This is a genomic window from Campylobacter sp. RKI_CA19_01121 (assembly GCF_025771295.1).
GTDB lineage: Bacteria > Campylobacterota > Campylobacteria > Campylobacterales > Campylobacteraceae > Campylobacter_D.
The window spans coordinates 65,543-90,773 of record NZ_JAKMQA010000003.1 but is presented as its reverse complement, the minus strand read 5'-3'; the positions used below and the strand labels follow the sequence as shown (position 1 = coordinate 90,773).

Below are 25,231 nucleotides of genomic sequence, written 5' to 3'. Positions count from 1 at the left end.
TTCAGCTTAGGAAAATACATGCCAAAAAGAACAGATATAAAAAATATATTATTAATAGGCAGTGGGCCTATCGTTATAGGTCAAGCTTGTGAGTTTGATTACTCAGGAACTCAAGCAGCAAAAACCTTAAAAGAGCTAGGTTATAGAGTGGTTTTGATCAATTCTAATCCAGCTACTATTATGACAGATCCTGAATTTGCTGATGCAACTTATATAGAACCAATTACCAAAGAAAGTATTCTAAGTATAATCAAAAAAGAAAAAATCGATGCGATTTTACCTACTATGGGTGGCCAAGTTGCTTTGAATGTTGCTATGGAAGTTTATGAAAGTGGCGAGCTTGCAGATGTAAAATTTTTAGGTGCAAATCCTGAAGCGATAAAAAAAGGCGAAGATAGACAAGTTTTTAAAGAATGTATGAAAAAAATTGGCATGGATTTGCCAAAATCTATGTATGCGTATAATTATGAAGAGGCTTTAAAAGCTGTTGATGAGATTGGTTTTCCTTTGATGATTAGAGCTTCTTTTACCTTAGGTGGTGCAGGAAGTGGCGTGGTGTATAATATGGATGAGTTTGCAGAACTTGCAAATACTGCTTTAGCACTAAGCCCTATCCATGAAATTTTAATTGAAGAAAGCTTGCTTGGTTGGAAAGAATATGAAATGGAAGTCATTAGAGATAAAAATGATAATTGTATTATCGTTTGCTCTATTGAAAATGTTGATCCTATGGGGGTTCATACGGGTGATTCTATTACTATAGCTCCTGCTTTAACTTTGACTGATAAAGAATACCAAGCAATGCGTAATGCTTCTTTTGCTATTTTAAGAGAAATCGGAGTAGATACAGGTGGATCAAATGTGCAATTTGCTATCAATCCAACTAATGGTAGAATGATAGTTATTGAAATGAATCCTAGGGTTTCAAGATCTTCAGCCCTAGCTAGTAAAGCTACGGGCTATCCTATAGCTAAGGTAGCTACACTTTTAGCAGTTGGATTTAGTTTAGATGAGATTAAAAACGATATCACAGGAACTCCTGCTTCATTTGAACCAGTAATTGATTATATCGTAACCAAAATTCCTCGTTTTACTTTTGAAAAATTCCCAAATGCAAACACAGAGCTAGGTACTGCTATGAAAAGCGTGGGTGAGGTTATGGCTATAGGGAGAACTTTTAAAGAAAGCATTCAAAAAGCACTTTGCTCACTTGAGAGAAATTTAAGTGGATTTGATACTATAGAATGTGATAAAAATGAGCTTTTGACAAAAATTCGCCAAGCTAATGAAAAACGCTTGCTTTATATAGCACAAGCTTTTAGAGAAGGTTTTAGCACACAAGAGCTTTTTGAGCTTTGCAAAATAGATCCTTGGTTTTTAAATCAAATCAAAGAAATAGTGGAATTTGAAAACCAAATAGATATGGATATTTTAAGCAATAAACAACTATTAAGAAAAGCTAAAACCTTAGGTTTTTCAGATAAAAAAATCGCTAGTTTGATTAATCAAAAAGATAATCTTGAGTTAAGCCAAAATGATATTTATTATGCAAGAATTAAACACAAAATCATCGCTCAATATAGTGAAGTAGATACTTGTGCAGGAGAATTTGAAGCACTGACCCCTTATTTATACTCAAGTATTAATACAAATGAAGCTACGCAAGTAAAAGAAAGTAAAGATAAAAAAGATAAAAAAGTGATGATTATAGGTGGTGGACCAAACCGCATAGGACAAGGCATTGAGTTTGATTATGCTTGCGTGCACGCTTCTTTTGCTCTAAAAGATATGGGCGTAAAAACTATAATGTATAATTGTAATCCAGAAACGGTTTCAACAGATTATGATACAAGCGATATTTTGTATTTTGAGCCAATTGATTTTGAGCATTTAAGAGCAGTTATTGATAGAGAAAGACCCGATGGAGTGATAGTGCATTTTGGTGGTCAAACTCCGCTTAAATTTGCAAAACGCCTTAGTGCTTTTGGAGCAAAGATCATAGGAACAAGTGCAAGGGTGATAGATTTAGCTGAAGATAGAAAGAAATTTGCTAAATTTATCGAAGATTTAGGCATAAATCAACCTAAAAATGGCACAGCTATAAGCGTTGAAGAAGCGATTATAAAAGCAAATGAGATAGGTTATCCTGTGCTTGTTAGACCAAGCTATGTTTTGGGTGGTCGTGCAATGCGTGTGGTGCATGATGAGAGCGAGCTTAGACTTTATATGCAAGAAGCCGTAGATGTGAGTGATAAATCTCCGGTATTAATCGATCAATTTTTAGACAATGCAACTGAACTTGATGTAGATGCGATAAGTGATGGAAAAGAAGTTTATGTAGCAGGCATTATGGAGCATATTGAAGAGGCAGGAATTCACTCAGGCGATAGTGCTTGCTCTTTACCTGCTGTAAATATTGATGAAGCTATGCTTGAAACGATTGAGCAAAAAACAAAAGATATTGCTTTAAATTTAGGTGTAGTAGGGCTTTTAAATATACAATTTGCTATCCATGATAATAAACTTTATATGATAGAAGTAAATCCAAGAGCTAGTAGAACTGTGCCTTTTGTAAGTAAGGCTACAGGAATTCCTTTAGCTAAGGTTGCAACGCGCGTGATGTGGCAAGGAAATTTAAGAGAAAGTTTGAAATTTTATGATACCTTTAAAGTGGTAGAAGAAAAAAATGGAATTTTAAAAGCTAAAAAACCAAAACACATTAGTGTAAAATCAGTGGTATTTCCTTTTGCCAAACTCAGTGGAAGCGACCTTGAGCTTGGGCCTGAAATGCGCTCAACAGGTGAAGTTATGGGTGTAAGCAAAGACTTTGAAAACTCTTATGCAAAAAGCCAACTTGCTTCTTCAAATTTCTTACCAGAAAGTGGCAATGTATTTTTATCACTAAGAGAGCAGGATAAAAAATATGCAGTAGATTTAGCTAATGAATACATTAAGCTAGGATTTAAAATCATTGCTACAAGTGGAACTTATAAAATTTTACAAGAAGCAGGTTTAGAGTGTGAGTTTGTGCATAAAATTTCTGAAGGACGCCCAAATGTAGAGGATAAGTTAAAAAATTCTCAAATTCAACTTGCTATTAATACTAGCGATGAGCATAGTTTTAAAGGTGATACTAAAAAAATCAGAGCAAATATTTTACGCTTTAAAACCCCATATTTTACAAACTTAAGAGCAGCGTATGCAGGTGCTAAAGCGATTAAAGCTATACAAAATAAATCATGTCTTGAAGTAAAGAGCTTGCAAGAATACTTAAAAGCATGATTTATCTTGCTCAAACTGATACAACAGCGGGGTTTTTAAGCAAGGACTTAAAAACCCTTAATACTTTAAAGAAAAGACCTTTAAGCCAAGATTGTTTGATTACCACAGCTAAATTTAGTGAGCTTAAAAAACTTACAAGAGTGCCAAATCATTTTAAAAACACTATTAGAAAATCCAAAAAAACTACTTTTTTATATCCTAATTCTAAAGCAATACGTGTCGTGAAAGATTGTGCTCATGAGGAATTTTTAAAAGAGTTTGATTGGCTTTATTCTACTTCTGCAAATCTTCATGGAAAAAAATTTGATCTAAATTGGGCTATGCAAAATGCAGATAAAATAGTAGATGAAAAGTTTTTTGAAAGCGGAGCCTCAAAGATTTTTAAACTTCGAGGCGTTAAAAAAGTTAAGTTACGCTAATTATTTTCCAAGTGGCCAAAATACTTTTGGTTCTTCGCCGATTTTTGCTTGTCCATGATACATTCCAAGTTTATCTTTAGTCCAAGCATAGCCAACTTTTCCATTTTTATCTATTGAGATGATTCCACCTGTACCGCCAAGTTTAGCTACTTGTTTGATAGTTTCTTCGGCTGCTTTTTGTACTGAAAGTTTTTTATATTTATATAAAGACGCAACTTCATGAGCCACAGCCACTCTTATGTAAATATCACCTGTTCCTGTGCAAGAAATCGCAACTGAGTCATTATTTGCATAATTTCCTGCCCCTATGATAGGAGAATCTCCAATGCGTCCTGTCATTTTATTTGTAGTGCCACCTGTGCTTGTGCCCGCTGCAAGATTGCCATTTTTATCTAAAGCTATCGCACCTACTGTGCCTAAATATGGCTCAGTACTTACACCAAGATGAGCCTTTGCTTTATCGCTATCTAGTAATACTTCTTTGCTTTTTTTAGCTTCTTGAAGTTGTTTGTATCTGTGCTCTGTGAAAAAATATTTTTGACCTACTATTTCTAAACCATGTTTTTTGGCTAATTTATCAGCACCTTCCCCTGCTATTAAAGTATGAGGTGTTTTTTCCATAACAAGTCTTGCTGCCTCTATAGGATTTTTAATTGTCCTAGCCATAGCAATTGCACCTGCTCTTAAATTTTTTCCATCCATTATAGATGCGTCAAGTTCATTAAATCCATCAGAAGTAAAAACAGCACCTTTTCCAGCGTTAAATTCAGGACTATCTTCCATTACTTTAATGGCAGCTATAACTGCATCAACAGAGCTTCCACCTTTTTCAAGTATGCTTTGGCCTGCTTTTAAAGATTCTTTCATTACTTTTTCCCTTTTAGCAAATTCTTCTTTAGTAAGTCCTAAGCCACTTGTACCACCGTGTATCACGATGATAGGTTCAAAATCTTTTGCAAAAGTATTATTACTTGTTAAAAATGCTAAACTAGCTAATATTAATAAAGCCTTTTTACTATTTGTTAAAAAACTCATTTTTATCTCCTTTTTACAAGCTTTTGATTTTATAATAATAAAAATTAAATATAAATTAATATTATAAAAATATTTATAATAATGATATTTTTTATTATTATATGTTTAGTTTTTGATTAAAGTTTTATTTTTGTAATTTTAGCTATAATTTGCGCTTTTGAAAAAAGGTAGATTATGATAGAAAGAACAAAAATAAGCTCTAATTTTGGTTGGTTTATGGTGATTTTAGGTGGTTTGGTTGAGTGTTTTTGGGTGAGTGGTTTAAAATACTCTACTGAAATTTGGCATTATGCTTTAACAGCCATTGGGGTTTGCATATCTTTTACATGTTTTTTAAAAGCTTGCGAAAGACTTGAAGTAAGCATTGCTTATAGTGTTTTTGTAGGTATTGGCACGGTTGGGGTAGTGCTTAATGAGATGTTTATTTTCAATGAGCCAAGTTCTATCACCAAGCTTACTTTAATAGCTATTTTACTTTTAAGTATCATAGGCCTTAAAATCATTAGCAAGGAAGCTAAATAATGGAATGGTTCTTTTTGTTTTTAGCGACTGCTTTTGAAATTTTTGGTGTGATTATCATGAAACAACTCGTAAGCACTAAAAATAAGCTTTATCTTTTAGCTTTGATAGTGTGTTTTGGTTTTTCTTTTGGATTTTTAAGTCTTAGCATGCAAAGTATTGCTATGAGTGTGGCTTATTCTATATGGACAGGAGCTGGAACTGCAGGTGGGGTTATCATCGGAGTGCTTTTTTATAAAGAAAGCAAAAGCTTTTTAAAGCTTTTTTTGATTGCTCTTATCATTGCTTGTACTGTGGGTTTAAAAATACTTTCATAGGCTTAAAATGAAAATATACATTAGTGGCATAGACACAGATGTTGGCAAAACTTATCTAAGTGCTAGAATTTGTAAGGAATTAGGATTTGATTATTTTAAGCTTATCCAAGCAGGCACGCCAAAAGATAGTGAGGTAGTAGCTGAGTTTAGTCCAAAAACTAAGATTTTTAAAGAAGGTGTGTTTTTACAAACTCCTGCTTCCCCGCACAAAGGCAGGATTTTAGAAAATTTAAGCTATAAAGCTTTTGATATACAAATTCCACAAAGTGAAAAACTCATTATCGAGCTAGCTGGTGGGCTTTTTTCGCCTCTTGATGATGAAAAAACAATGATTGATTATATGAGTGCGTTTAAGCACCCTACGATTTTAGTGGCAAAAGATTATCTAGGAAGTATCAATCACATGCTTTTAAGCATAGAAGCACTAAAACAAAGAGATATTAAAATCCTTGCTTTGATCTTAAAAACCCAAGATACTTTTAGCAAGGATTTTATAAGCAATTACGCTAAAATTCCTATCATAGAATTTGATGATAAAGTGTGCGAAAATATTAAAAATAGTATTTATTCAATTAAATAAAATTTTTTAAATAAAATTGATTTTGTTATATTTTTCCCATTCTTTTCCAAAAAGTTCATATTCTGGAATTCTATTTAAAACTATGCATGTATAACTAGGTCTAGTTAGTGCTATATAAGTCTCAAAGTCACTTAGTTCGGTTTTTGTAGTACTTGTTAGAAAAATCACACATTGCAATTGCATTCCTTTGAAGCTTTTGATAGTTGAAATTTTAACGTTATCACTTGTAAAAGAAAAATATTCTTTGTTGTTTATCATATCTTCAACTGAAACATTTTTTTCTTTGAAATATTTTTTTATAATATCAACTTCCTCGTGATTAGATGTTAAAATTACAATATTTTTTGGAGAATTATGCTTTAATAGAAAATTATAAGCCCTGAAAACTATTTCAGTGTAATTATTTTTTTCTATATTGCACCAATAAAGCTCTCTAATTAAAGAGCTATCTGCGTTTTGAGTATTAATTATAGGAGGTTCTAGAGTTTCACCAAAATTTTTGTTTGATTTTATCAAATAACCACTAAGATAAAACACATAAAACCTATAGGCTTCTATTAAAATTTCAGGGAAATTGTATTGTCGTATATTTATATTTAATTTCCCCCATTGCCCCTTAAATTTATACCCTTTATTGTTCATATTTCCAATCCATGAAATTTCTCTATCATATATATTTTGCTTATCATCTGCAACGACCATTACTTGCCCGTTGTCTTTTAGAAAATATAATAAAAAATCAAACCATTTTTGTTTAAAATCTTGAGCTTCATCAATTAAGATAGCATCATAATATCTAGAATTTGAAAAATCTTCTGATTGTAAAATATAATTTGCATTTTCTAAAGCTTCTTTTTCATTATTTTCAAAAGATTTTGTATATTGTAATGATATGTCGCTATTTTTTATAAAGTTAAACAATAAGCCATGAAAGTGATCTATGTCTATCAAATTCCAATCAAATTCTTTTCTCACATCGTTAATTTGTGCTTTTAAATATTGTTTTAATGTTTTGTTATAACAAATTACTAAAACTTTTTTACCTTTTGAGGCTATATTTGCTGCTCTGTGTGCTATAATCAAACTCTTTCCACTCCCTGCAACACCTTTTATTCTGTTCCAGGTATTAGGTTTGTCTTCAATATAATATTTTTGTTGATTTGTTAGTGTTATGTTTTTTCCATGTTCTACTTTATGTATATTTTTTAAAAAAAGCTTCCTAAAGTTATCACAAGTATAATAATTTTTACATTGTATGTAAAATGTAATAAAATTAAATAGCTCGTTTGCGTTATTTTTTCCAAAAATTTTTATACCTTTATTGTCTATTTTTTCTAGAATATCTTTTGTAGTAGCGTTGTGAAAATAAAGAATTTCATATATTGGGATAAAATTATTTTTTAAAAAATTTGATATTATATTTTTATATTCATTAGTTTGTTGTATTGGATTTTTGATTGATATATTATTTTTATAAACTATTTCAGGATAGATTTTATTGTTAATAAGTTTGTTTTTACAGTTATTATTTTCAGTAAAACTAAAATTTTCTAATTTCCAATCTTTAACCTCTATTATAAAAATACCTTTATTTTTATGATAAATAATAAAATCAGGTATATATAATTTGTTCTTATAGTTGATTTTCGGTTGCTCATAAATTTCATAATCTCTACTAAGTCCATTATAAAGCATGTTAGATATATATTCTTCGCCTTTTGTGAATAGTTTATACTGCTCTTTACTCATTATATATCCTATTTTTTGGTATTTTTAGCTTTCAAAAATCCTTGAAAATCTCTCTTAAAGACTGCACTACATAAGCAATCTCATCTTCATTTATAACATATGGTGGCATGAAATATATTGTATTTCCAAGTGGTCTTAAAAGCAAGCCTTTTTCTAAGGCTCTTTGAAAGACTTCAAGTCCTGCTCTTTGGTATTTGCTTTTTTGTATATCAAATGCACTCACCATGCCTAAATTTCTAAAATTTCCTAAAAAGTCAAATTCTTTTAAACTCTCCCATTGAGTTTTTATAAAAGCACTTTTGATTTTATTTTTTGCGATGATATTTTCTTTTTCAAAAATATCCAAAGTCGCATTAGCCGCTGCACAAGCTAGGGCATTACCCGTGTAAGAGTGAGAGTGCAAAAAGGCCTTTTGGCTCTCATAACTATCATAAAATTTCTCATAAATTTCATCTTTAGTAAGCACCACTGAAAGCGGTAAATACCCACCCGTGATAGCTTTAGAAAGACATATATAATCAATACTTTGTGAGCAATAATCAAGCGCAAACATTTCCCCTGTGCGTCCAAAACCTGTAGCTATCTCATCAAATATCACTTGCACACCATAATCTTTAGCAAGTTTAACTGCCTCATCTAAATACCCAAGCTCATACATATGCATATTACCCGCACATTGAAGCAAAGGTTCAAGTATAAAAGCACAAATTTCATGATGATGATTTTTTAAAATACTTTCTAAAATTTCGAGTTCTTTTGTATAGTCCTTGCTAGTTGGCACAGGTGTTGTGATGCTTTTTAAAAGTAAAGGCTCATAGGTTTTTTTATAAAGAGCTACATCGCCAACACTTAATGCACCTAAGGTTTCTCCATGGTAAGAATTGCTAAGAGATAAGAATTTATCCTTTTTAGAGCCATTGTTTAAGTGGTATTGAAAGCTCATTTTTAAAGCCACTTCTATGGCTGAACTACCATTATCTGCAAAAAAGCATTTATCAAAAGGCAAAAGCTTGCAAAGTCTTTGCGAAAGCTTTATGATAGGCTCATGTGAAAAGCCTGCAAGCAAAACATGCTCTAAATTTTGAAGTTGATCTTTGATTTTTTCATTGATATATTCATTACAATGGCCAAAGATATTCACCCACCAAGAGCTAATGCAGTCTATGTAGGATTTTTCATCAAAATCATACAAATACACTCCCTTAGCCTTTTTTATAGGTATTAAAGGTAAAAACTCATGATCGCTCATTTGTGTGCAAGGGTGCCAAATGTGTTTTAAGTCTAGTTCTTTTAAATTCATTTTTACTTCTTTGATTTTTATTACTAATGATACTACAATTTTTACTCAAATTTATGCTTTAAAATGAAAAAGGATTATTTAGAAAATATTTATATAATTAGCTTTTTATCTTAAATTTAGAGGTAAAGTATGAAAAAAGTTTTGATTATCTTAGCGATTTTATTTTTAAATTTTGCATACTCACAAGAGGATATACTCGAAAAAGGAATTAAAGCCTATGAGAGTGGTGATTATATAAATGCTATGAAGTATTATAAAAAAGCCTGTGATTTAAATAGTGGAAATGGCTGTTCTAATCTTGGTTTCATGTATGCAAATGGACAAGGTATAAAAAAGGATAATTTTAAAGCAGTAGAATTATATCAAAAAGCATGTGGTTTAAATAGTAGTTTGGGTTGTTTTAATCTTGGAGTTACGTATGAAAATGGATTCGGCGTAAAAAAGGATAATTTTAAAGCGGTAGAATTGTATCAAAAATCATGTAATTTAAATGAAGGCTTGGGTTGCTCTAATCTTGGCTCTATGTATAGAAATGGTTATGGTATAAGAAAAGATAATTTTAAAGCGGTAGAATTGTATCAAAAGGCTTGTGATTTAAATATAGGCATAGGTTGTACCAATCTTGGTGCTATGTATGTAAGTGGAGAAGGTGTAAGAATAGATAATTTTAAAGCAGTCAAATTATATCAAAAAGCTTGCGATTTAAATGATGGATTAGGCTGTATTCGCCTTGGATTTATGTATGGGTTTGGAAATGGTGTTAAAAAAGATATTTCCAAAGCTTTAGAGTATTTTGGCAAAGCTTGTGACTTAAAAAATGAAGATGGGTGTATGCTTTATGCAAATTTTAAAGAACAATTTTAGGTTCAAATATGCAAATTACACAAATTTTAGATGCATTAAAACAACAAGATAATTTTAGAATTCTACGCTCATTAAAACATGAGGGAAAATATGTCGTTTATAATGGGCAAAAATTACTAAATTTAGCGAGTAATGATTATCTAAATTTAAGTAATGAAAAAGCATTGAAGCAAGATTTTTTAACGCATTTAAAAGAATTTGAATTTTCTAGTTCAAGTTCAAGAAGCTTGAGTGGAAATTATGCGATTTTTGATGAATTTGAAAGCTTTTTAGAAACTAAATTAGGCAAAAAAATTTTGCATTTTAACAACGGCTATGCCTTAAATGTTAGCTGTTTGCAAGCTTTAGCAAGCATTAAAAATACTTTATTTTTAGCAGATAAGCAAGTGCATGCAAGTATCATCGATGGTTTAAGGCTTGGCGGGGCTAAATTTATAAGATTTAAACACAATGATATAAAGCATTTACAAAGCTTAGTGCAAAAGCATTATAAAGAATTTGAAAATATCATCATTGTAAGTGAAGCACTATTTAGTATGGATGGAGATTTTGCACCTATAAAAGAATTTATAAATTTAAAAAAAGAGTTTAAAAATATCAAAATTTATATTGACGAAGCTCATAGCATAGGGTGTTTTAATGATGATGGTTTGGGTTATGTGAGATTTTTGGGCTTCGAAAAGGAAGTGGATTTTTTAGTTTTTACCTTTGGTAAGGCTATAGCTTCTATGGGAGCTTGCATGATAAGTAATGAAAAAGATTTTTTTATCAACAAAGCAAGAGCTTTTATATACTCAACTGCTATTGCTCCCATTAATGTAGCTTGGACTTTGCATGTTTTTAAGCATTTGCATGAATTTAACGCTCAAAGAAAAGAGCTTTTAGAGTTAAGCACTTGGTTTAAAAATGCTTTGGCAAGTAAAGGTGCAGTTTTAGGTGAGGCTTATGTGATATCTTTTATTTTAGGGCAAAATGCACTAGCTAGTGAAATTTCACAAAAGCTTTTAGAAAATGGTATTTTTGCACCTGCTATTAAAGAGCCAACTGTGGCTAAAAATACAGCTAGAATTCGCTTTTCTTTGCATGCTGGGCTAGTGAAAAAAGACTTAGAAAAGGTTTTGGAGGTACTTTGAAAACTCATTTTTTACATAAAAATGCAAATTCATCTGAGTTGATTTTATTTTTTTCAGGGTTTTGCTCACATTTTAGCCATTTTGCGCATTTAAAAAGTAGTGTAAATGTTTTAATGGTGTATGATTATACGAGCTTTGATTGGGAATTTGATCTTCATAAATTTGAAAAAATCACCCTTATTGGCTTTTCCATGGGAGTTTGTGTAGCGAGTAAAATTTTAAAAGATATAAAATTTGATAAAAAAATAGCCATAAATGGCACAAATTTACCTATTGATGATGAATTTGGGATTAAAAAAGCCATTTTTAAACTTACTATGAAAAGGTTTGCTTTAGAGGATTTTAAATTAAATTTACTTGAGAAAAGAATGAGTTTAAGTGATGAGTTTTACTTTGAAAAAGATGAGTATTTAAAAGAAGAACTTTTAAGTTTATATGAGTTTTGCACTAAAAACTTAAATGAAAATTTCACTTGGGATAAAGCCATAATTAGCAAAGATGATAAAATCTTTCCACCAAAGCATGCTTTTAATTTTTTCAAAGAAAAGGCAATGTTTATTGATGAGCCACATTTTGCATTTTTTAAATACCACACTTGGGAAGCACTTTGCAAACTTTCATAAGAGCAAAAGACACTTATAGCGCAAATACACCTGTGCAAAAAGACATGGCTAAAGAGCTTTGTAAAATGCTTAGTGAGAATGATTTGAGCGATTTTGAAGCGGTGTTTGAATTTGGCTGTGGGGTAGGGGTTTTTAGCAAGGCTTTGCAAGAGTGTATTAAATTTAAGCATTATTTTTTAAATGATATTTATCCTTTTGAAAATCCTTGTAAGTTTGATGAATTTGGTGTTTTTGATATGAATGAGCTTAAAAATCATCATTTTTATACGAAAAAATTTGATCTTATAGCTTCCAATGCTTGCATGCAGTGGCTAAAGATAGATGAGCTTTTAGAAAATCTTGCAAGCATGCTAAATAAAAATGGGATTTTACTTTTTTCTACTTTTGGAGAAAAAAATTTCACTCAAATAAAGCAAAGCACTAATTTATCACTAGAATATTTAACTTTAAAGCAAATTGCACAAAAGCTTTCTAAAAAATTTAAGATTATCAAGGCAAAAGAAGAACTAAAAGAGCTAAAATTTGATGATACTTTAGAGCTTTTTAGACATTTGAAATTAAGCGGGGTAAATGCTTTGAGTGAAAAATTTTTCATAAGCAAGGCATTTTTAAAAAACTATGAAAAAGAATTTCAAAATACCTTGACTTACCATCCTTTATTTTTTATGTGTCAAGTTTGTTAAATTTGATAGATATTTTTTTGCTAATTCTTCTCTTAGATAAAGCTTGTTAAAATCACTTATATCCATACATAAAGCAAAAGCATAAATTTGATGAGTTTTTTTGTCTTTTATAAAACCTACGATTTGTCCGTATTTTTCTTTTCCCCAGCCTGTTTTTGCAAAAAACTCATAATGGTTATTTTCACTAAGTTTTATTATATTTATAATTTCTTTTTGTATATTTTTAGGATAATCTAATTTTATATTTGCTAGTTCAAAAAGTAAGTTTGCTTGTTCTTTAAGACTAATTTGCAAAGAATCATCAAGCCAAAATTCATCGATTTTACTTATTTTTTGATTACCATAATTGAGTTTATTTAAGTTTTTTTGCATTTTTTCTAAGCCTATTTTTCTAGCTAGTTCTTTATAAGCAGGTAGTTGTGATCTTTGCATAGCTAGGGCTAAGTTTGCGTCATTTTTCCAAGAGGGTAAAAATACTTTTTCGCCTTTGTAGTGATAAAAAATCTCATTAGTATTTTTCACAACGCCTTCATTAAGTGCGATTAGGGCATTGAAAATTTTAAAAGTAGAGGCAGGTAAAATGCGCTTGTTTGCTTTTTTAAAATCATTACTATAATAATTTTTGCCATCATAAGCTATAAAAGTCCCACTTTTGTTGTAATCTTTAAAAAGATCTTTTAAATTTTCATTTGCCAAAGCAAAAGAGCAAAAAAGACTAAAAAGTAAAAGTAATTTTTTCAATTTATTTCCTTTTTCATTAAAAAATTTTTCAATTCTTGTTGATCTCTTATAGCAATGTTTTCTTTGATGATTTTAAATCCTGCTCTTAAAAAGAAATTTTTAGCGCTAAGGCTAGCAAAAGTATAAATTTCACTATAAGGGTAGTTTTTAAGAGCAAATTCTAATAAAGCTTTGCCATAACCTTGATGAGCATAGTTTGCATGAGTAAAGCAAAGATCGAGCGTTTTTTCTTCTAAATTTATATTTATAAAAGATATGATTTGACATTTTTCTTCATAAACAAAGCCTAGTTGATTTTGAAATTTTCTTTCCCAAGCTTTTTGGTTTATATTAATCCATGCATGAATTTGTTCTTTTGTGTAATCATTTTTACAAAGAGTGGATACGCTTTGCTTAAAAAGCTTGATACAAGAAGCTAAGTCTTTTATATCAAGCTTTCTTATCAAGCACTTTCCTTAAAGCCAAAGAAGCTAAAGCAAGTCCAAAAGAGGCTGTTACACCCATAAATGAGCCAAGATCTTTACAATGAGCTTCTTCATCTGAAAATACCACATCAAAGTCTCCTTTAAAGCCTGATTTTCTAAGTTCATAACGGAATTTTTTAGCTAAAGCATCGCCGTGTGTTTTAAATATGCTTGTCGTTTTAATACGCGTTGGATCAAGCTTTCTAGCTCCACCGGTTGATGAGATAAAAATTTGCTTTTTCAAATCAACTAAATTAGCCAAAGCAACCTTAGCAGGTATATCATCAATCGCATCAATGATTAAATCAAACTCGCTCAAATCAAAACTTTTTAAAAACTCATCATCGATTTTACTAACTATACCTTTGGCATTGTAAATACGCTCAAAAACCTTAGCTTTTTCCTCACCTATATTTTCGCTGTGAAGTTGGCGGTTTTGATTAGTAGTTTCAAATTTATCTGCATCAATTAAAGTTAGATTACTAAAGCCACTTCTAAAAAGCGCATCAACGCAAATTCCACCAACTCCACCAAGTCCGCAAACTAAAACTTTGGTATTTTGAAATTTAATAAAATTTTCTTCATTAACAAGCCATTTTATGCGCGTGTATCTATCCATTTTTCATCCATTTTTTGAGATTTTTCATTTGATTATAAGCTGTTAGATCAAGCATTATAGGTGTTATTGTGGCATAGCCTTGTTTTAAAAGTGCTATGTCTGAGTCTTTTTCATTTTCATGATCAAGATTAGCAGCAGCTAGCCAGTAGTATTCTACACCTCTTGGATTTGTATTTGAGTGTGCTTCATAACTATAAATTCTTTTACCTGCTTTGCAAATTTTTAAGCCCTGAAAGGCTGTTTTGCTAGAAGGAAAGTTGATATTTAAAAATTCTTTTTTGTCTAAAGGAAAGCCCTTTTCAAAGATATTTTTGACTATTTTTTTAGTAAGTTTTAAAGCAAGTTTATAATCAAGCTCTTTTTGATTATCTTTATAAAATTGTGATAAAGCAATGGCAGGAATTCCATGAAGTACTGCTTCCATTGCTCCTGCACAAGTTCCTGAGTAGGTTATATCCTCGCCTACATTAGCTCCTTTATTAATCCCACTTATGACAAGATCAGGCAAACGCTTTTTGTATAAAGCATGCAAAGCAAGATAAACACAATCTGCAGGCGTGCCATCATCAAGTTTATAAAATCTTTTGCCAACCTTGTGAAATCTCAAAGGTTTGGTTAGTGTTATAGAGTGCGAGCATGCTGACTTTTCACTAGCAGGAGCTACTATGGTGATTTTAGCTTTAAAATGCTTTCTTAGCATTTTAATAAGTTTTTTTAAACCTTCACTTTCGTAACCATCATCGTTTGTTATTAAAATTTCTTTCATATTTTTCCTTTTTTTAAATTTTAACATAAGTGATAAAATATTTTTTAAAATAAAGAAAAATTATTAATGGTGTTTTGTATTACAATTTATTTATAATTATGATAATATATTTAAATTTAAATATTCAAGGAGGAAAAATGCAAAAAATTAAATTCATAATGATATTTAGTGTATTTGTAGCTTTTTTTATCGGATGTTCTTCTAAAGAGCAATTTAATCCTTTGGCACGTTCTTTGGGCGGTGTAAATGATATTGATCCTTTAAAAATAGGTAAAAATCCAACACCACCTGCTAAGCAAAAAACACCAGCTTTAGTAGATGGGAAACATTTTCCTGCTATACCGCTTGTGCCACCAGTAATTACTACAAATACTTTTAAAGGAGATAATCCCATAAAAGGACCCTTGCCAAGGTTAACTTCGGATAATAAATTTACTTCAAACGCTTTGTATGAAAATTCAGGTATTGCAAGTGATTTTGTAACTATTATGAATCCAAATGGTGCTGCATTAACTGTTTGGGCATTAAATCCAGGGAATTGGATATGGGGTTATAATTTATTTGATAGCAAGCCTTTTGGTGATGCAAGAGTTTGGCAACTCATTGAATTTCCAAATAATAAGGTAATGATTAAAAATGCAAAAACTTTAACTTGTTTAAATGCCTATGGAAATGGCATTGTGCATTATCCTTGTGATCAAAGCAATTTTGCTCAGTATTGGAGACTCTTTCCTATGAGCAATGGTGCTTATCAAATTCAAAATTATGCTACCCAACAATGTATACAAACAACAGTTGGAAATGTAATGGAGGAGTTTTATTTTAACTATTATAGTATTTATTTGACGCCTTGTTTGAAACCAAAAGAAAAAAATTTAGATAGACAATGGAGTATAAGTGCACCTGCTTTTCAAACAAGATCACCTTATGCTTATACGGGAGAGTAATAATGAGAAAGATAATATTTTTAATTTTTAGTTTTAATTTATTATTTGGAGCTTTAGAAAATTATAATAGCGGAACTTGGAATTTACAAGGCTCATCAGCTTCTACTGAAAGCAAATGGAATATTAGTATAAGACAGCTTGTAACGGGTGCTAATCCTATGGATATATTAGCTGTTCAAGAAGCAGGAGTTTTACCAAGCACAGCTATAATGACTCCAAGACAAGTTCAACCTGTGGGAGTTGGAATTCCAATTCATGAGTATGAGTGGAATTTGGGCTCATCAAGCCGTCCAAATTCTGTTTTTATATATTATTCAAGAGTTGATGTTGGGGCAAACCGTGTGAATATGGCTATAGTAAGTAGAGTGCAAGCTGATGAGGTTTTTGTTTTACCACCTCCAACCGTTGCTTCAAGACCTATTATAGGAATTCGCATAGGAAATGATGCGTTTTTTAGCATACATGCTTTAGCAAGTGGAGGTAATGATGGTGGAGCTATTGTGAGTGCTGTGGATAGTTTTTTTAGAAATAGACCAGAGATTAATTGGATGATTTTGGGTGATTTTAATAGAGAAGCAGGATCTTTGGTTTCTTTACTTGATCCAGATTTAAGAGCGCGTACACGAGTGATCCCTCCAAATACTAATACTCAAACTAGCGGAAGGATTATTGACTATGCTATCACAGGAAATTCCAATACAGCTTCTTTGTATAATCCACCGCCAATCATTGCTCTTTTAGCTGTAGCAGGACTTAGGACTTTTTTAGCTTCTGATCATTTTCCTGTGAATTTTAGAAGACCTTAGGAGTAAATGATGAAAAAAATTGGTATTTTATTTTTTATGGTTTTGAGTTTTTTAAGGGCTGAGGTTAGTTTAGATGAATTAGAAGATTTTACACCTATGTTTGCTATAAGATCTTTAGAAACAGGAATTTCACTAAGCCCTTTTAGGTATAGCTCTGAAATATTAGAAGAGCAAAATTGGTTTTTAAAAGAAATAATACTTAGCGATGAGTTAAAGGAAAAAGACAGGTATGCTGTGCAACGCCCTTTTGGTTATGTGCAGTTTATAAATCCTAGAGGTGCTGATGTATGTTTGGCTGTTTTAGATGAAAGAACATTTGGAACAAAATCTTGCAAGCAAGATTTACAAGATGGACAAATGCAAACGGTTTTTTCTATCATGCCTACTACAAGTTCTGCTGTGCAAATTAGGTCTTTAACGCATGGTGGGGTAAAATGTATGAGTACTTTTTATGAAGCACGCGTGCCTATAGAAAATCGCTTTGGCTTAGACGATTGCACCGTAAATCCTTCTGTACCTATAGAATTAAAAGAATTATTTTTCTTTGCCCCTGCTATCGTTGAAGCAACTCCGCTTTATTAAACTAAACCCGCTTTGCGGGTTTAAACTCTAAGTTAAAATTTGTTAAAATATCTTTTAAAATTGATATAAGGTAGGTTAATGAAAACCTTTTTAGTTTGTGCCTTAGAGCCTTCAGCAAATTTGCATTTAAAAGAAGTTTTAAAAGCTTATAAAAATGAGTATAAAGAATTTGATTTAGTAGGAATTTATGATGAGAGTTTGTGTAAAGAATTTAGTCTAAACTCCAAGCCACTTTATAGCTCACATGAGTTTAGCGCTATGGGTTTTATAGAGGTTTTGCCACTCATTTTAAAAGCCAAAAAAGCTATAAAAGAGCTAGTAAATTTAAGTCTTACTCAAAAAATTGATGCGATTTTATGTATAGATTCACCTGCTTTTAACATACCTTTTACAAAGGTTTTAAAAAAAGCAAATTCCAAAGCAAAAAGAATTTATTATATCTTACCTCAAGTTTGGGCATGGAAAAAAGGTCGCATACCTATCATAGAAAGTCATTTTGATGTGCTAGCTTCTATCTTGCCTTTTGATAGCGAGTTTTTTAGCAAAAGCACTTATGTGGGTCATCCACTTTTAGATGAGATAAAAGAATTTAAAAATCAAGAAGATATAAATTCTATACTTTTAAAAAAAGATGATGAAAAAATCATCGCTTTTTTACCAGGTTCAAGAAAAAGTGAAATAAAGCGTTTAATGCCTATTTTTAGAGAATTAAGCATTAAATTTAAAGGTAAAAAAATCCTTTGTGTGCCCGAGTTTAATCTAAAAAGATTAGATCTTTATGGAGATGTGAGTAATTTTGAAATTCAAAGCAATACCCCAAAAGTGCTTAAAAATGCTGATTTTGCTTTTATTTGTAGTGGCACAGCTACGCTTGAAGCAGCTTTGGTCGGCACGCCTTTTGTACTTGCTTATAAGGCTAAAGCTATTGATGTATTTATCGCAAGATGTTTTGTAAAACTCAAACATATAGGCCTTGCAAATATTTTTTTAGATTTTGCAGGAAAAAGCGAGCTTAATCCTGAATTTTTACAAGAGCAAGTGAATGTGGAAAATTTGTATCAAGCTTATCTTAAATACGATTATAAGGCATTTTTTGATAAAGTAGATTTTTTAAAAGAATATTTGCAATTTGCAAGTGCAAAAAATTTAGCTAAAATACTTTATGAAATCAAATAAGGATAAATCATGCAAAAAGAACCTATGAGTAAATATGGCTATGAGAAATTAGAAAAAGAATTAGAACATTTAAAAAAAGTTGAACGCCCAAAAGTAGTAGAAGAAATAGACATAGCAAGAAGCCATGGAGATTTAAAAGAAAATGCAGAATATCACGCGGCTAGAGAAAAACAAGCTTTTATAGAAGGTAAGATAGCTGAACTTGGGGATTTGATCTCAAGAGCACAAATCATCGATCCATCTTCTTATGAGCATGATAGTGTGAAATTTGGCTCAACTGTTGTTGTAGAGGATTTAGAAAGTGAAAAACAAAGCACTTATACTTTGGTAGGGGTAAATGAGGGAAATTTAGAAAAAGGTTATATTTCCATTAGTTCGCCTATTGCTAAAGCAATGCTTGGTAAAAAAGAAGGCGATGATTTTAAAGTGCGTTTGCCAAAAGGCGAGAGTGAATTTGAAATCATTTCTATAGAATATAAAGCTTTGGAATTTTAATTTTTGCAAAAAATAATTATAAAAGAAAATGCTATTTTCATTGCTGATGTGCATGAAAATGAGAATAGGCGTGGTTTTTGGGATTTTTTACAAGCCTTAAAAAATAAAAAAATTCAAGCCCCACAGCTTTTTTTAATGGGCGACATATTTGATCTTTTAATTTATGAAGTAAAAGCCACGCATGATTTTGCAAAAGCTTATATAGCCTTACTTGAAGAGCTTGCTGATGAGATTGAAATCATTTATTTAGAAGGTAATCATGATTTTAATTTAGCTAAATTTTTTAAAAAAGTGAAGGTTTTTAATATAAAACAACAGCCTTTGCTTTGCGAATTTCAAGATAAAACCTTAGTAGAATTAGCCCATGGGGATATTTTTTTAAAACCTTTTTTGCAATTTTGCTTAAAAAGTTTGAGAAATCATTATCTACTACTTTTTTTAAATTTTTTAAATGTTACTAGTAAAGAAAAAATTACTCAAAAAATTTTAAAAAATCAAAATAAAAAACAACTTCTTAGAAAAATTCCTCAATTTGCTACTTTAGTAAAAGAGCGTATAAAGCACTACAATGTAAAATTTATAATAGAAGGACATTATCATCAAGATGTATTTTTAGAATTTGAGGATACAAAATATTTAAATTTACCTACTTTTGCATACAAGGAAAGTTTTTTTGTAGTAAAATATGAACCAGAAATCAGATTTCACAAAATAGAACTTAAGGAGGCATAATGTTTGATGAGAATGTCGTTAAAACAGGTTCAAATGAAATGGAGCTTGTTGATTTTCGCATCTTTAAGCAAGGCCAAGATAAAGTCTATGAGGGAATTTATGGTGTAAATGTTTCTAAGGTTAGAGAAATCATAAAAATTCCTTTTTTGACTGAAATTCCAGGGGTGCCTGAGTATGTTGAAGGTATTTTTGATCTTCGTGGTGTGGTGATTCCTGTGATTAATCTAGCTAAATGGATGCAAATTCAAGAGCCAGAAATGACAAATATAAAACCTAGAGTTATTATTACTGAATTTAGTAATGTATTAATCGGTTTTATCGTACATGAGGCAAAAAGAATTCGTAGAATTAATTGGAAAAATATCGAGCCAGCTAATTTTGCTACAAGTGCAGGTAGTTTGGATAAAAGCAAAATAACAGGTGTAACTAGAATTGAGGGTGATGAGGTTTTGCTTATCCTAGATTTAGAAAGTATAGTGCAAGAGCTTGGAATTTATACTCCACAAACTGATATTGAAGATGATAAGATTCAAAAAATTGAGGGTATAGCTTTAGCACTTGATGATAGTTCTACTGCAAGAAAACTTGTTAAAGATTTACTTAATAAAATCGGCTTAAAAGTTGTAGAAGCAAAAGATGGTGTTGAAGGTTTACAAAAACTTCAAGAACTATATGGGGCATATGGTGATGATTTAAATAAACATCTAAAAATCATCGTAAGTGATGTTGAAATGCCTCAAATGGATGGTTTTCACTTTGCAGCTAAAGTAAGAGAAGATGAGAGATTTAAAAATATTCCTATCGTGTTTAACTCTTCTTTATCAAATGAGTTTATGAGTGATAAAGGTGTTAAAGAAGCAGGTGGTGAGGGGTATTTGGTTAAATTTAACGCAAGTGATTTCTTTGCTGAAATTTCTCGTGTTATTAAAAAACATGAAAAAGGTGAGGAGTAAAAATGGAAGATATTCAAGAAATACTTGAGGATTTTTTAGTTGAAGCCTTTGAACTAGTTGAGCAAATTGACCATGATTTGGTTGAATTAGAAGCAAATCCTGAAGACTTAGAACTATTAAATAGAATTTTCCGTGTTGCACATACTGTTAAAGGTTCATCAAGCTTTTTAAATTTTGATGTTTTAACAAAACTTACTCATCACATGGAAGATGTTTTAAATAAAGCAAGACACAATGAGCTTAAAATTACTCCTGAAGTAATGGATGTGGTTTTAGAGTCTATTGATATGATGAAAACCTTATTAAATTCTATTAGAGATAATGGAAATGATACAGCAATAGGACTTGATATAGCTCCAATTTGTACAAGATTAACCGCTATTTCAGAGGGTGAAAGTTTAGAGTCTGTTGCACCGGCTAAAACTGAAGAGCCAAAAGAAGAAGTAAAAGAAGAGCCAAAGGCTGAAGAACCTGAAGTTGATGTAAATAAACTCAGCGATGATGAGGTTGAGGCTGAAATTGAAAGACTTTTAAAAGTAAGAAAAGCTGAAGACCAAGCAAGACGTGCTGAAAAGAAAAAAACACAAGAAGCTAATCCAGCTCCAAGTAAACCAGCCGCTCAAGCACAAAATGCAACTGCTGAGAAAAAAGTTCCTGCAGCAGGTGGTGGAAGCAGTGGTGCAAATATGGATCAAACCATTAGAGTTGAAGTAAAAAGACTTGATCATTTGATGAACTTAATTGGCGAGCTTGTTCTTGGTAAAAACCGCTTATTAAAAATTTATGATGATGTTGAAGAAAGATATGATGGGGAAAAATTCTTAGAAGAATTAAACCAAGTAGTATCGCAACTTAGCATTGTTACTACAGATATTCAATTAGCAGTTATGAAAACAAGAATGCAGCCTATTGCAAAAGTTTTCAACAAATTCCCAAGAGTTGTACGTGATTTGGGTCGTGAACTTGGCAAGCAAATGGAGCTTGAAATTTCAGGGGAAGAAACTGAACTTGATAAGTCTATTGTGGAAGAAATTGGCGATCCTATTATGCATATGATTAGAAACTCGTGTGATCATGGTATAGAAGATCCAGCAACACGTGTGGCTAATGGTAAACCAGAAAAAGGAACCGTTAATCTTAAAGCATACAATGAAGGAAACCACATTGTAGTGGAAATTGCTGATGATGGTAAAGGACTTGATGCGGATGCTTTAAAATCAAAAGCTATAGAGAAAAACTTAATCACAGAGCGCGAAGCTGATCAAATGAGCGATAAAGAAGCGTTTGCATTGATTTTCAAACCAGGTTTTTCAACTGCTGCTAAAATTACTAATGTTTCAGGTCGTGGCGTTGGAATGGACGTTGTTAAAACTAATATTGAAAAACTAAATGGTGTGATTGAGATTGACAGTGAACTTGGTAAAGGCACTGTGATGAAGCTTAAAATCCCACTTACTTTAGCAATTATTCAATCATTGCTTGTAGGTACACAAGAAGAGTTTTATGCTATTCCTCTTGCAAGTGTTCTTGAGACAGTTAGGGTGCCAATTGATGATATTTATACCATTGAAGGTAAAAACGTACTTCGCTTAAGAGATGAGGTTTTATCTTTAGTAAGACTTTCAGATGTATTTGGTGTAAAACAAGTGCTTGAAAATACTGATCAAACTTATGTAGTTGTTATAGGTGTAGCAGAAAGTAAGCTTGGTATTATAGTAGATACTTTAGTAGGTCAAGAAGAAATCGTTATTAAGTCTATGGGTGAATATTTACAAAACATCCAAGGTATAGCAGGAGCGACGATTCGTGGTGATGGTAGAGTTACTTTGATTATTGATGTTGCTGCTATGATGGATATAGCTAAAGAGATCAAAGTAGATATTAAAGCACAAATTGAAGCGCAAGCTAAAAAAGTTGTGAAAGAAAAACCAAGTGATTATACAGTACTTATAGTGGATGATTCTAAGATGGATAGAAATATCATGCAAAAATCACTAGAACCACTAGGTGTGAGTATTATAGAAGCAACTAACGGTGTTGAGGCATTAAATACAATTAAATCAGGTGAGCATGATATTGATGCAGTGCTGATTGATATTGAAATGCCAAGAATGGATGGTTATACCCTAGCAGGTGAAATTAGAAAATATTCTAAATACAAAAACCTTCCACTTGTTGCGGTAACTTCAAGAACTAGTAAATCAGACCGTCTAAGAGGTGTGGAAGTAGGAATGACTGAGTATATTACTAAGCCTTACTCTCCAGAGTACTTAGAAAATGTAGTTAGAAAAAATTTAAAACTAGGATAAGAAGATGAATGATAAATTAAGCCAGGTTTTGCAAAAACAACAAGCGCAAATTGCAGAACCAGATGTGGATAAAGAAGAGGATATTATTCAGCTTGTTGGTTTTGTGGTAGGAGATGAGGAATATGCTATTCCTATTCTTAATATTCAAGAAATTATTAAACCTATAGAATATACTAGGGTTCCAAGTGTACCTGATTATGTTTTAGGTGTGTTTAATATGAGGGGTAATGTTATGCCTTTGATAGATCTTGCAAAAAGATTTAATCAAGGTAGTTCTAAAATGACACCTCAAACTAGATATATTGTTTTAAAAGGCGTAGCAAATGGAAATCAAACTCCTGCAGGTAATGCGGGTTTTGTGATAGATAGATTAACAGAGGCTATCAAAATTCACAGAAGCAGAATTGATCCGCCACCTGAAACTTTACTAAAAGAAAAAGGTATGATTTTTGGTATAGGTAAAAGAGAGGAAAATATTTTAACTATATTAAAAGCCGAAGCTTTATTAAAGCGTGAGTTTTAATGATAAAGCTTTGTGCCTTTGACTTTGACTCTACGCTAATGGATGGAGAAACCATCGACATTTTAGCACAAGAGTATAATGTCGGTGATGCTGTTAAAAGTATCACCGATAAAGCAATGAATGGTGAGCTTGATTTTTTTGAAAGCTTAAGTGCTAGAGTAGCCTTGCTTGAGGGAATGCCAGTTGATCAAGTAAGAAAGTGCTGTGAAAATTTACCTTTGATGAATGGCGCTAAAGAATTATGCGAGTATTTAAAAAATAAAAATATAAAAATTATTGTTTTTAGTGGTGGATTTCATGAGGGAATTGACTTAATACAAAATAAACTTCATTTTGATTTTGGTTTTGCTAACTTTTTGCATAGTAAAAATGGTGTTTTAACGGGAAAAGTTGGTGGAGAAATTATGTTTAACAACTCAAAAGGTATTATACTACAAAGACTTAAGAAATTTTTAAATTTAAAAACAGAAGAAATTATGTGTGTGGGCGATGGAGCTAATGATATTTCTATGTTTAAAGAATGTGGATTAAAAATAGCTTTTTGTGCCAAAGAAATTTTAAGATCTCATGCAGATATTTGTATAGATAAAAAAGATTTAAAAGAAATAATAAAGGTAATACAATGAAAAAATTTTCACTATGGTGTGATTTTATAGAAAATGAATTTTTAGATCATGAATTTTTGGATTTAATATACTCAAGAACAATCAATGGTGCTACTTCAAATCCTGCTATTTTTAAAAATGCGATTTTGAACTCAGCTGTTTATAAAGAAAAAATCAAAAAATCAAATCTCAAAGATAAAAAAGCCTTATATGAGTATCTTGCGGTAGAAGATATTGCTAAGGCTGCAGATAAATTAGCTATTAATTATTATGAAAATAATGATGGTTTTATTAGTATTGAAATTGACCCAAGATTAAAAGATAATACTAGCTTATCTTTGGCTGAGGCAAAAAGATTATACACGCAAATTGCAAAAGAAAATGTGATGATGAAAATTCCTGCAACAGAAGCTTCTTATGAAGTAATGCAAGAATTAATGAAAAATGGTATTAGTGTAAATGCTACTTTGATTTTTGATTTTGAGCAAACTAAAAAATGTTTTGAAGCTTTAAATTTAGGTTTAAAAGAATTTAGAAAAAATAATACCGCAGCCAAAAAAGAACCTCAAGCTGTTATTAGTATTTTTGTAAGCCGTTTTGATAGATTATTAAATAATCAAGTTTTAGATAAAAATTATATAGGAATTCTTACTGCAACAAAGGCTTATAATTATATCATTAAACAAAATGAAGCAAATATTAGAGCTTTATTTGCAAGTACGGGTGTTAAAGGTGATGATTTAGAAAAAGATTATTATATTAAAGAATTACTCTATGATAAAGCTATTAATACTGCACCACTAGATGCTATTAAGGCTTTTAAAGGTAAGCAAATCGTATTTAAAGAGCCTTTAAAAGATGAGTGTATAGAGAAAAAATTGAATGCAAATATTTCAAAAAATGCTTTAAGTAAAGCTTGTAAAGATTTGCTTGATGATGGTTTAGAGCAATTTTGCATAGCTTATGAAGATATTTTAAAATCTTTATAAACTTATTTAGCTATAATTAG

At 31.1% G+C, this 25,231-nt stretch carries 27 protein-coding genes; 20 read left to right on the top strand and 7 right to left on the bottom strand.

Going from position 1 to position 25,231, the window contains the following annotated elements:
• The first annotated feature begins 18 nt into the window (after positions 1 to 18).
• Complete coding sequence (gene carB / locus L8T90_RS02260; protein ID WP_263736599.1) at positions 19 to 3,282, top strand: carbamoyl-phosphate synthase large subunit; 3,264 nt, start codon at positions 19 to 21, stop codon at positions 3,280 to 3,282.
• The gene (locus tag L8T90_RS02255; protein WP_263736598.1) at positions 3,279 to 3,701 is read left to right on the top strand and encodes a Sua5 YciO YrdC YwlC family protein; all 423 of its coding nucleotides are present in this window, start codon (positions 3,279 to 3,281) and stop codon (positions 3,699 to 3,701) included. Before carB ends, L8T90_RS02255 begins: the two co-directional genes overlap by 4 nt.
• Here L8T90_RS02255 and L8T90_RS02250 read toward each other — a convergent pair whose 3' ends face one another.
• The gene (locus tag L8T90_RS02250) at positions 3,702 to 4,736 is read right to left on the bottom strand and encodes an isoaspartyl peptidase/L-asparaginase family protein (RefSeq protein ID WP_263736597.1); all 1,035 of its coding nucleotides are present in this window, start codon (positions 4,734 to 4,736) and stop codon (positions 3,702 to 3,704) included.
• 174 nt (positions 4,737 to 4,910) lie between these two features.
• Here L8T90_RS02250 and L8T90_RS02245 point away from each other — a divergent pair, with 174 nt between their 5' ends.
• Genes L8T90_RS02245 through bioD form a run of 3 tightly spaced genes read left to right on the top strand, consistent with a single transcriptional unit; the run spans position 4,911 to position 6,152 of the window.
• Complete coding sequence (locus L8T90_RS02245) at positions 4,911 to 5,258, top strand: DMT family transporter (protein WP_087699708.1); 348 nt, start codon at positions 4,911 to 4,913, stop codon at positions 5,256 to 5,258.
• Complete coding sequence (locus L8T90_RS02240; protein WP_039619256.1) at positions 5,258 to 5,572, top strand: DMT family transporter; 315 nt, start codon at positions 5,258 to 5,260, stop codon at positions 5,570 to 5,572. The genes L8T90_RS02245 and L8T90_RS02240 overlap by 1 nt, the downstream gene beginning before the upstream one ends.
• A 7-nt stretch (positions 5,573 to 5,579) precedes the next feature.
• Positions 5,580 to 6,152, top strand: a complete 573-nt coding sequence (gene bioD, locus L8T90_RS02235; protein WP_263736596.1) for an ATP-dependent dethiobiotin synthetase BioD — start codon at positions 5,580 to 5,582, stop codon at positions 6,150 to 6,152.
• Positions 6,153 to 6,158: 6 nt separating this feature from the next.
• Here bioD and L8T90_RS02230 read toward each other — a convergent pair whose 3' ends face one another.
• Positions 6,159 to 7,901 carry a nuclease-related domain-containing DEAD/DEAH box helicase gene (locus tag L8T90_RS02230; protein ID WP_263736595.1) on the bottom strand — a complete coding sequence of 581 codons (1,743 nt, stop codon included), beginning with the start codon at positions 7,899 to 7,901 and terminating at the stop codon, positions 6,159 to 6,161.
• Positions 7,902 to 7,932: 31 nt separating this feature from the next.
• The gene (locus L8T90_RS02225; RefSeq protein WP_263725161.1) at positions 7,933 to 9,201 is read right to left on the bottom strand and encodes an adenosylmethionine--8-amino-7-oxononanoate transaminase; all 1,269 of its coding nucleotides are present in this window, start codon (positions 9,199 to 9,201) and stop codon (positions 7,933 to 7,935) included.
• A gap of 129 nt (positions 9,202 to 9,330) precedes the next feature.
• Between L8T90_RS02225 and L8T90_RS02220 the strand changes: the two genes are divergently transcribed.
• From L8T90_RS02220 to bioC, 4 genes are read left to right on the top strand one after another with little or no spacing between them, the layout of a single operon-like run.
• Positions 9,331 to 10,065 carry a tetratricopeptide repeat protein gene (locus L8T90_RS02220; protein ID WP_263672508.1) on the top strand — a complete coding sequence of 245 codons (735 nt, stop codon included), beginning with the start codon at positions 9,331 to 9,333 and terminating at the stop codon, positions 10,063 to 10,065.
• Positions 10,066 to 10,073: 8 nt separating this feature from the next.
• A complete protein-coding gene (locus L8T90_RS02215) occupies positions 10,074 to 11,198 on the top strand; it encodes an aminotransferase class I/II-fold pyridoxal phosphate-dependent enzyme (protein ID WP_263736594.1) in 1,125 nt (374 codons plus the stop codon).
• Positions 11,195 to 11,821, top strand: coding sequence for a pimeloyl-ACP methyl esterase BioG family protein (locus L8T90_RS02210; RefSeq protein ID WP_263663904.1), 627 nt, complete (start codon positions 11,195 to 11,197; stop codon positions 11,819 to 11,821). The genes L8T90_RS02215 and L8T90_RS02210 overlap by 4 nt, the downstream gene beginning before the upstream one ends.
• Positions 11,806 to 12,504, top strand: coding sequence for a malonyl-ACP O-methyltransferase BioC (gene bioC, locus L8T90_RS02205; RefSeq protein ID WP_263736593.1), 699 nt, complete (start codon positions 11,806 to 11,808; stop codon positions 12,502 to 12,504). The genes L8T90_RS02210 and bioC overlap by 16 nt, the downstream gene beginning before the upstream one ends.
• Here the strand turns inward: bioC and blaOXA are convergent.
• Genes blaOXA through surE form a run of 4 tightly spaced genes read right to left on the bottom strand, consistent with a single transcriptional unit; the run spans position 12,478 to position 15,094 of the window.
• Positions 12,478 to 13,245, bottom strand: a complete 768-nt coding sequence (gene blaOXA, locus L8T90_RS02200; RefSeq protein WP_263736592.1) for an OXA-493 family class D beta-lactamase — start codon at positions 13,243 to 13,245, stop codon at positions 12,478 to 12,480. The two genes, bioC and blaOXA, sit on opposite strands and share 27 nt — an antisense overlap.
• Positions 13,242 to 13,691 carry a GNAT family N-acetyltransferase gene (locus L8T90_RS02195; RefSeq protein ID WP_263736591.1) on the bottom strand — a complete coding sequence of 150 codons (450 nt, stop codon included), beginning with the start codon at positions 13,689 to 13,691 and terminating at the stop codon, positions 13,242 to 13,244. Before L8T90_RS02195 ends, blaOXA begins: the two co-directional genes overlap by 4 nt.
• The gene (locus tag L8T90_RS02190; RefSeq protein WP_039619235.1) at positions 13,675 to 14,328 is read right to left on the bottom strand and encodes a dinucleotide-utilizing enzyme, molybdopterin/thiamine biosynthesis family 1; all 654 of its coding nucleotides are present in this window, start codon (positions 14,326 to 14,328) and stop codon (positions 13,675 to 13,677) included. The genes L8T90_RS02195 and L8T90_RS02190 overlap by 17 nt, the downstream gene beginning before the upstream one ends.
• The gene (gene surE, locus L8T90_RS02185; RefSeq protein WP_263736590.1) at positions 14,321 to 15,094 is read right to left on the bottom strand and encodes a 5'/3'-nucleotidase SurE; all 774 of its coding nucleotides are present in this window, start codon (positions 15,092 to 15,094) and stop codon (positions 14,321 to 14,323) included. The genes L8T90_RS02190 and surE overlap by 8 nt, the downstream gene beginning before the upstream one ends.
• 137 nt (positions 15,095 to 15,231) lie before the next feature.
• Here surE and L8T90_RS02180 point away from each other — a divergent pair, with 137 nt between their 5' ends.
• From L8T90_RS02180 to L8T90_RS02130, 11 genes are all read left to right on the top strand, one after another.
• Complete coding sequence (locus L8T90_RS02180) at positions 15,232 to 16,041, top strand: RICIN domain-containing protein (RefSeq protein ID WP_263663908.1); 810 nt, start codon at positions 15,232 to 15,234, stop codon at positions 16,039 to 16,041.
• A 2-nt stretch (positions 16,042 to 16,043) separates the two neighbouring features.
• Positions 16,044 to 16,847: a cytolethal distending toxin subunit B family protein gene (locus tag L8T90_RS02175; protein WP_263663909.1), complete on the top strand. Its 804-nt coding sequence runs from the start codon at positions 16,044 to 16,046 to the stop codon at positions 16,845 to 16,847.
• 9 nt (positions 16,848 to 16,856) lie between these two features.
• Positions 16,857 to 17,429, top strand: coding sequence for a cytolethal distending toxin subunit A (locus L8T90_RS02170; protein WP_263736589.1), 573 nt, complete (start codon positions 16,857 to 16,859; stop codon positions 17,427 to 17,429).
• Between the two features lie 78 nt (positions 17,430 to 17,507).
• On the top strand, positions 17,508 to 18,605 hold the full coding sequence (gene lpxB / locus L8T90_RS02165) for a lipid-A-disaccharide synthase (protein WP_263736588.1): 1,098 nt from the start codon (positions 17,508 to 17,510) through the stop codon (positions 18,603 to 18,605).
• A gap of 9 nt (positions 18,606 to 18,614) precedes the next feature.
• Entirely contained in the window at positions 18,615 to 19,100 is a 486-nt protein-coding gene (gene greA / locus L8T90_RS02160; RefSeq protein WP_039619215.1) for a transcription elongation factor GreA, read from the top strand.
• A 3-nt stretch (positions 19,101 to 19,103) separates the two neighbouring features.
• A complete protein-coding gene (locus tag L8T90_RS02155; protein WP_263736587.1) occupies positions 19,104 to 19,832 on the top strand; it encodes a UDP-2,3-diacylglucosamine diphosphatase in 729 nt (242 codons plus the stop codon).
• Positions 19,832 to 20,785, top strand: a complete 954-nt coding sequence (locus L8T90_RS02150) for a chemotaxis protein (RefSeq protein WP_263663913.1) — start codon at positions 19,832 to 19,834, stop codon at positions 20,783 to 20,785. Before L8T90_RS02155 ends, L8T90_RS02150 begins: the two co-directional genes overlap by 1 nt.
• A 2-nt stretch (positions 20,786 to 20,787) precedes the next feature.
• A complete protein-coding gene (locus L8T90_RS02145; RefSeq protein WP_263663914.1) occupies positions 20,788 to 23,094 on the top strand; it encodes a chemotaxis protein CheW in 2,307 nt (768 codons plus the stop codon).
• 4 nt (positions 23,095 to 23,098) lie between these two features.
• Entirely contained in the window at positions 23,099 to 23,617 is a 519-nt protein-coding gene (locus tag L8T90_RS02140; protein WP_039668837.1) for a chemotaxis protein CheW, read from the top strand.
• The gene (gene serB / locus L8T90_RS02135) at positions 23,617 to 24,243 is read left to right on the top strand and encodes a phosphoserine phosphatase SerB (protein WP_263679481.1); all 627 of its coding nucleotides are present in this window, start codon (positions 23,617 to 23,619) and stop codon (positions 24,241 to 24,243) included. The genes L8T90_RS02140 and serB overlap by 1 nt, the downstream gene beginning before the upstream one ends.
• Positions 24,240 to 25,211 carry a transaldolase gene (locus tag L8T90_RS02130; RefSeq protein WP_263736586.1) on the top strand — a complete coding sequence of 324 codons (972 nt, stop codon included), beginning with the start codon at positions 24,240 to 24,242 and terminating at the stop codon, positions 25,209 to 25,211. Before serB ends, L8T90_RS02130 begins: the two co-directional genes overlap by 4 nt.
• Positions 25,212 to 25,231: the final 20 nt, after the last annotated feature.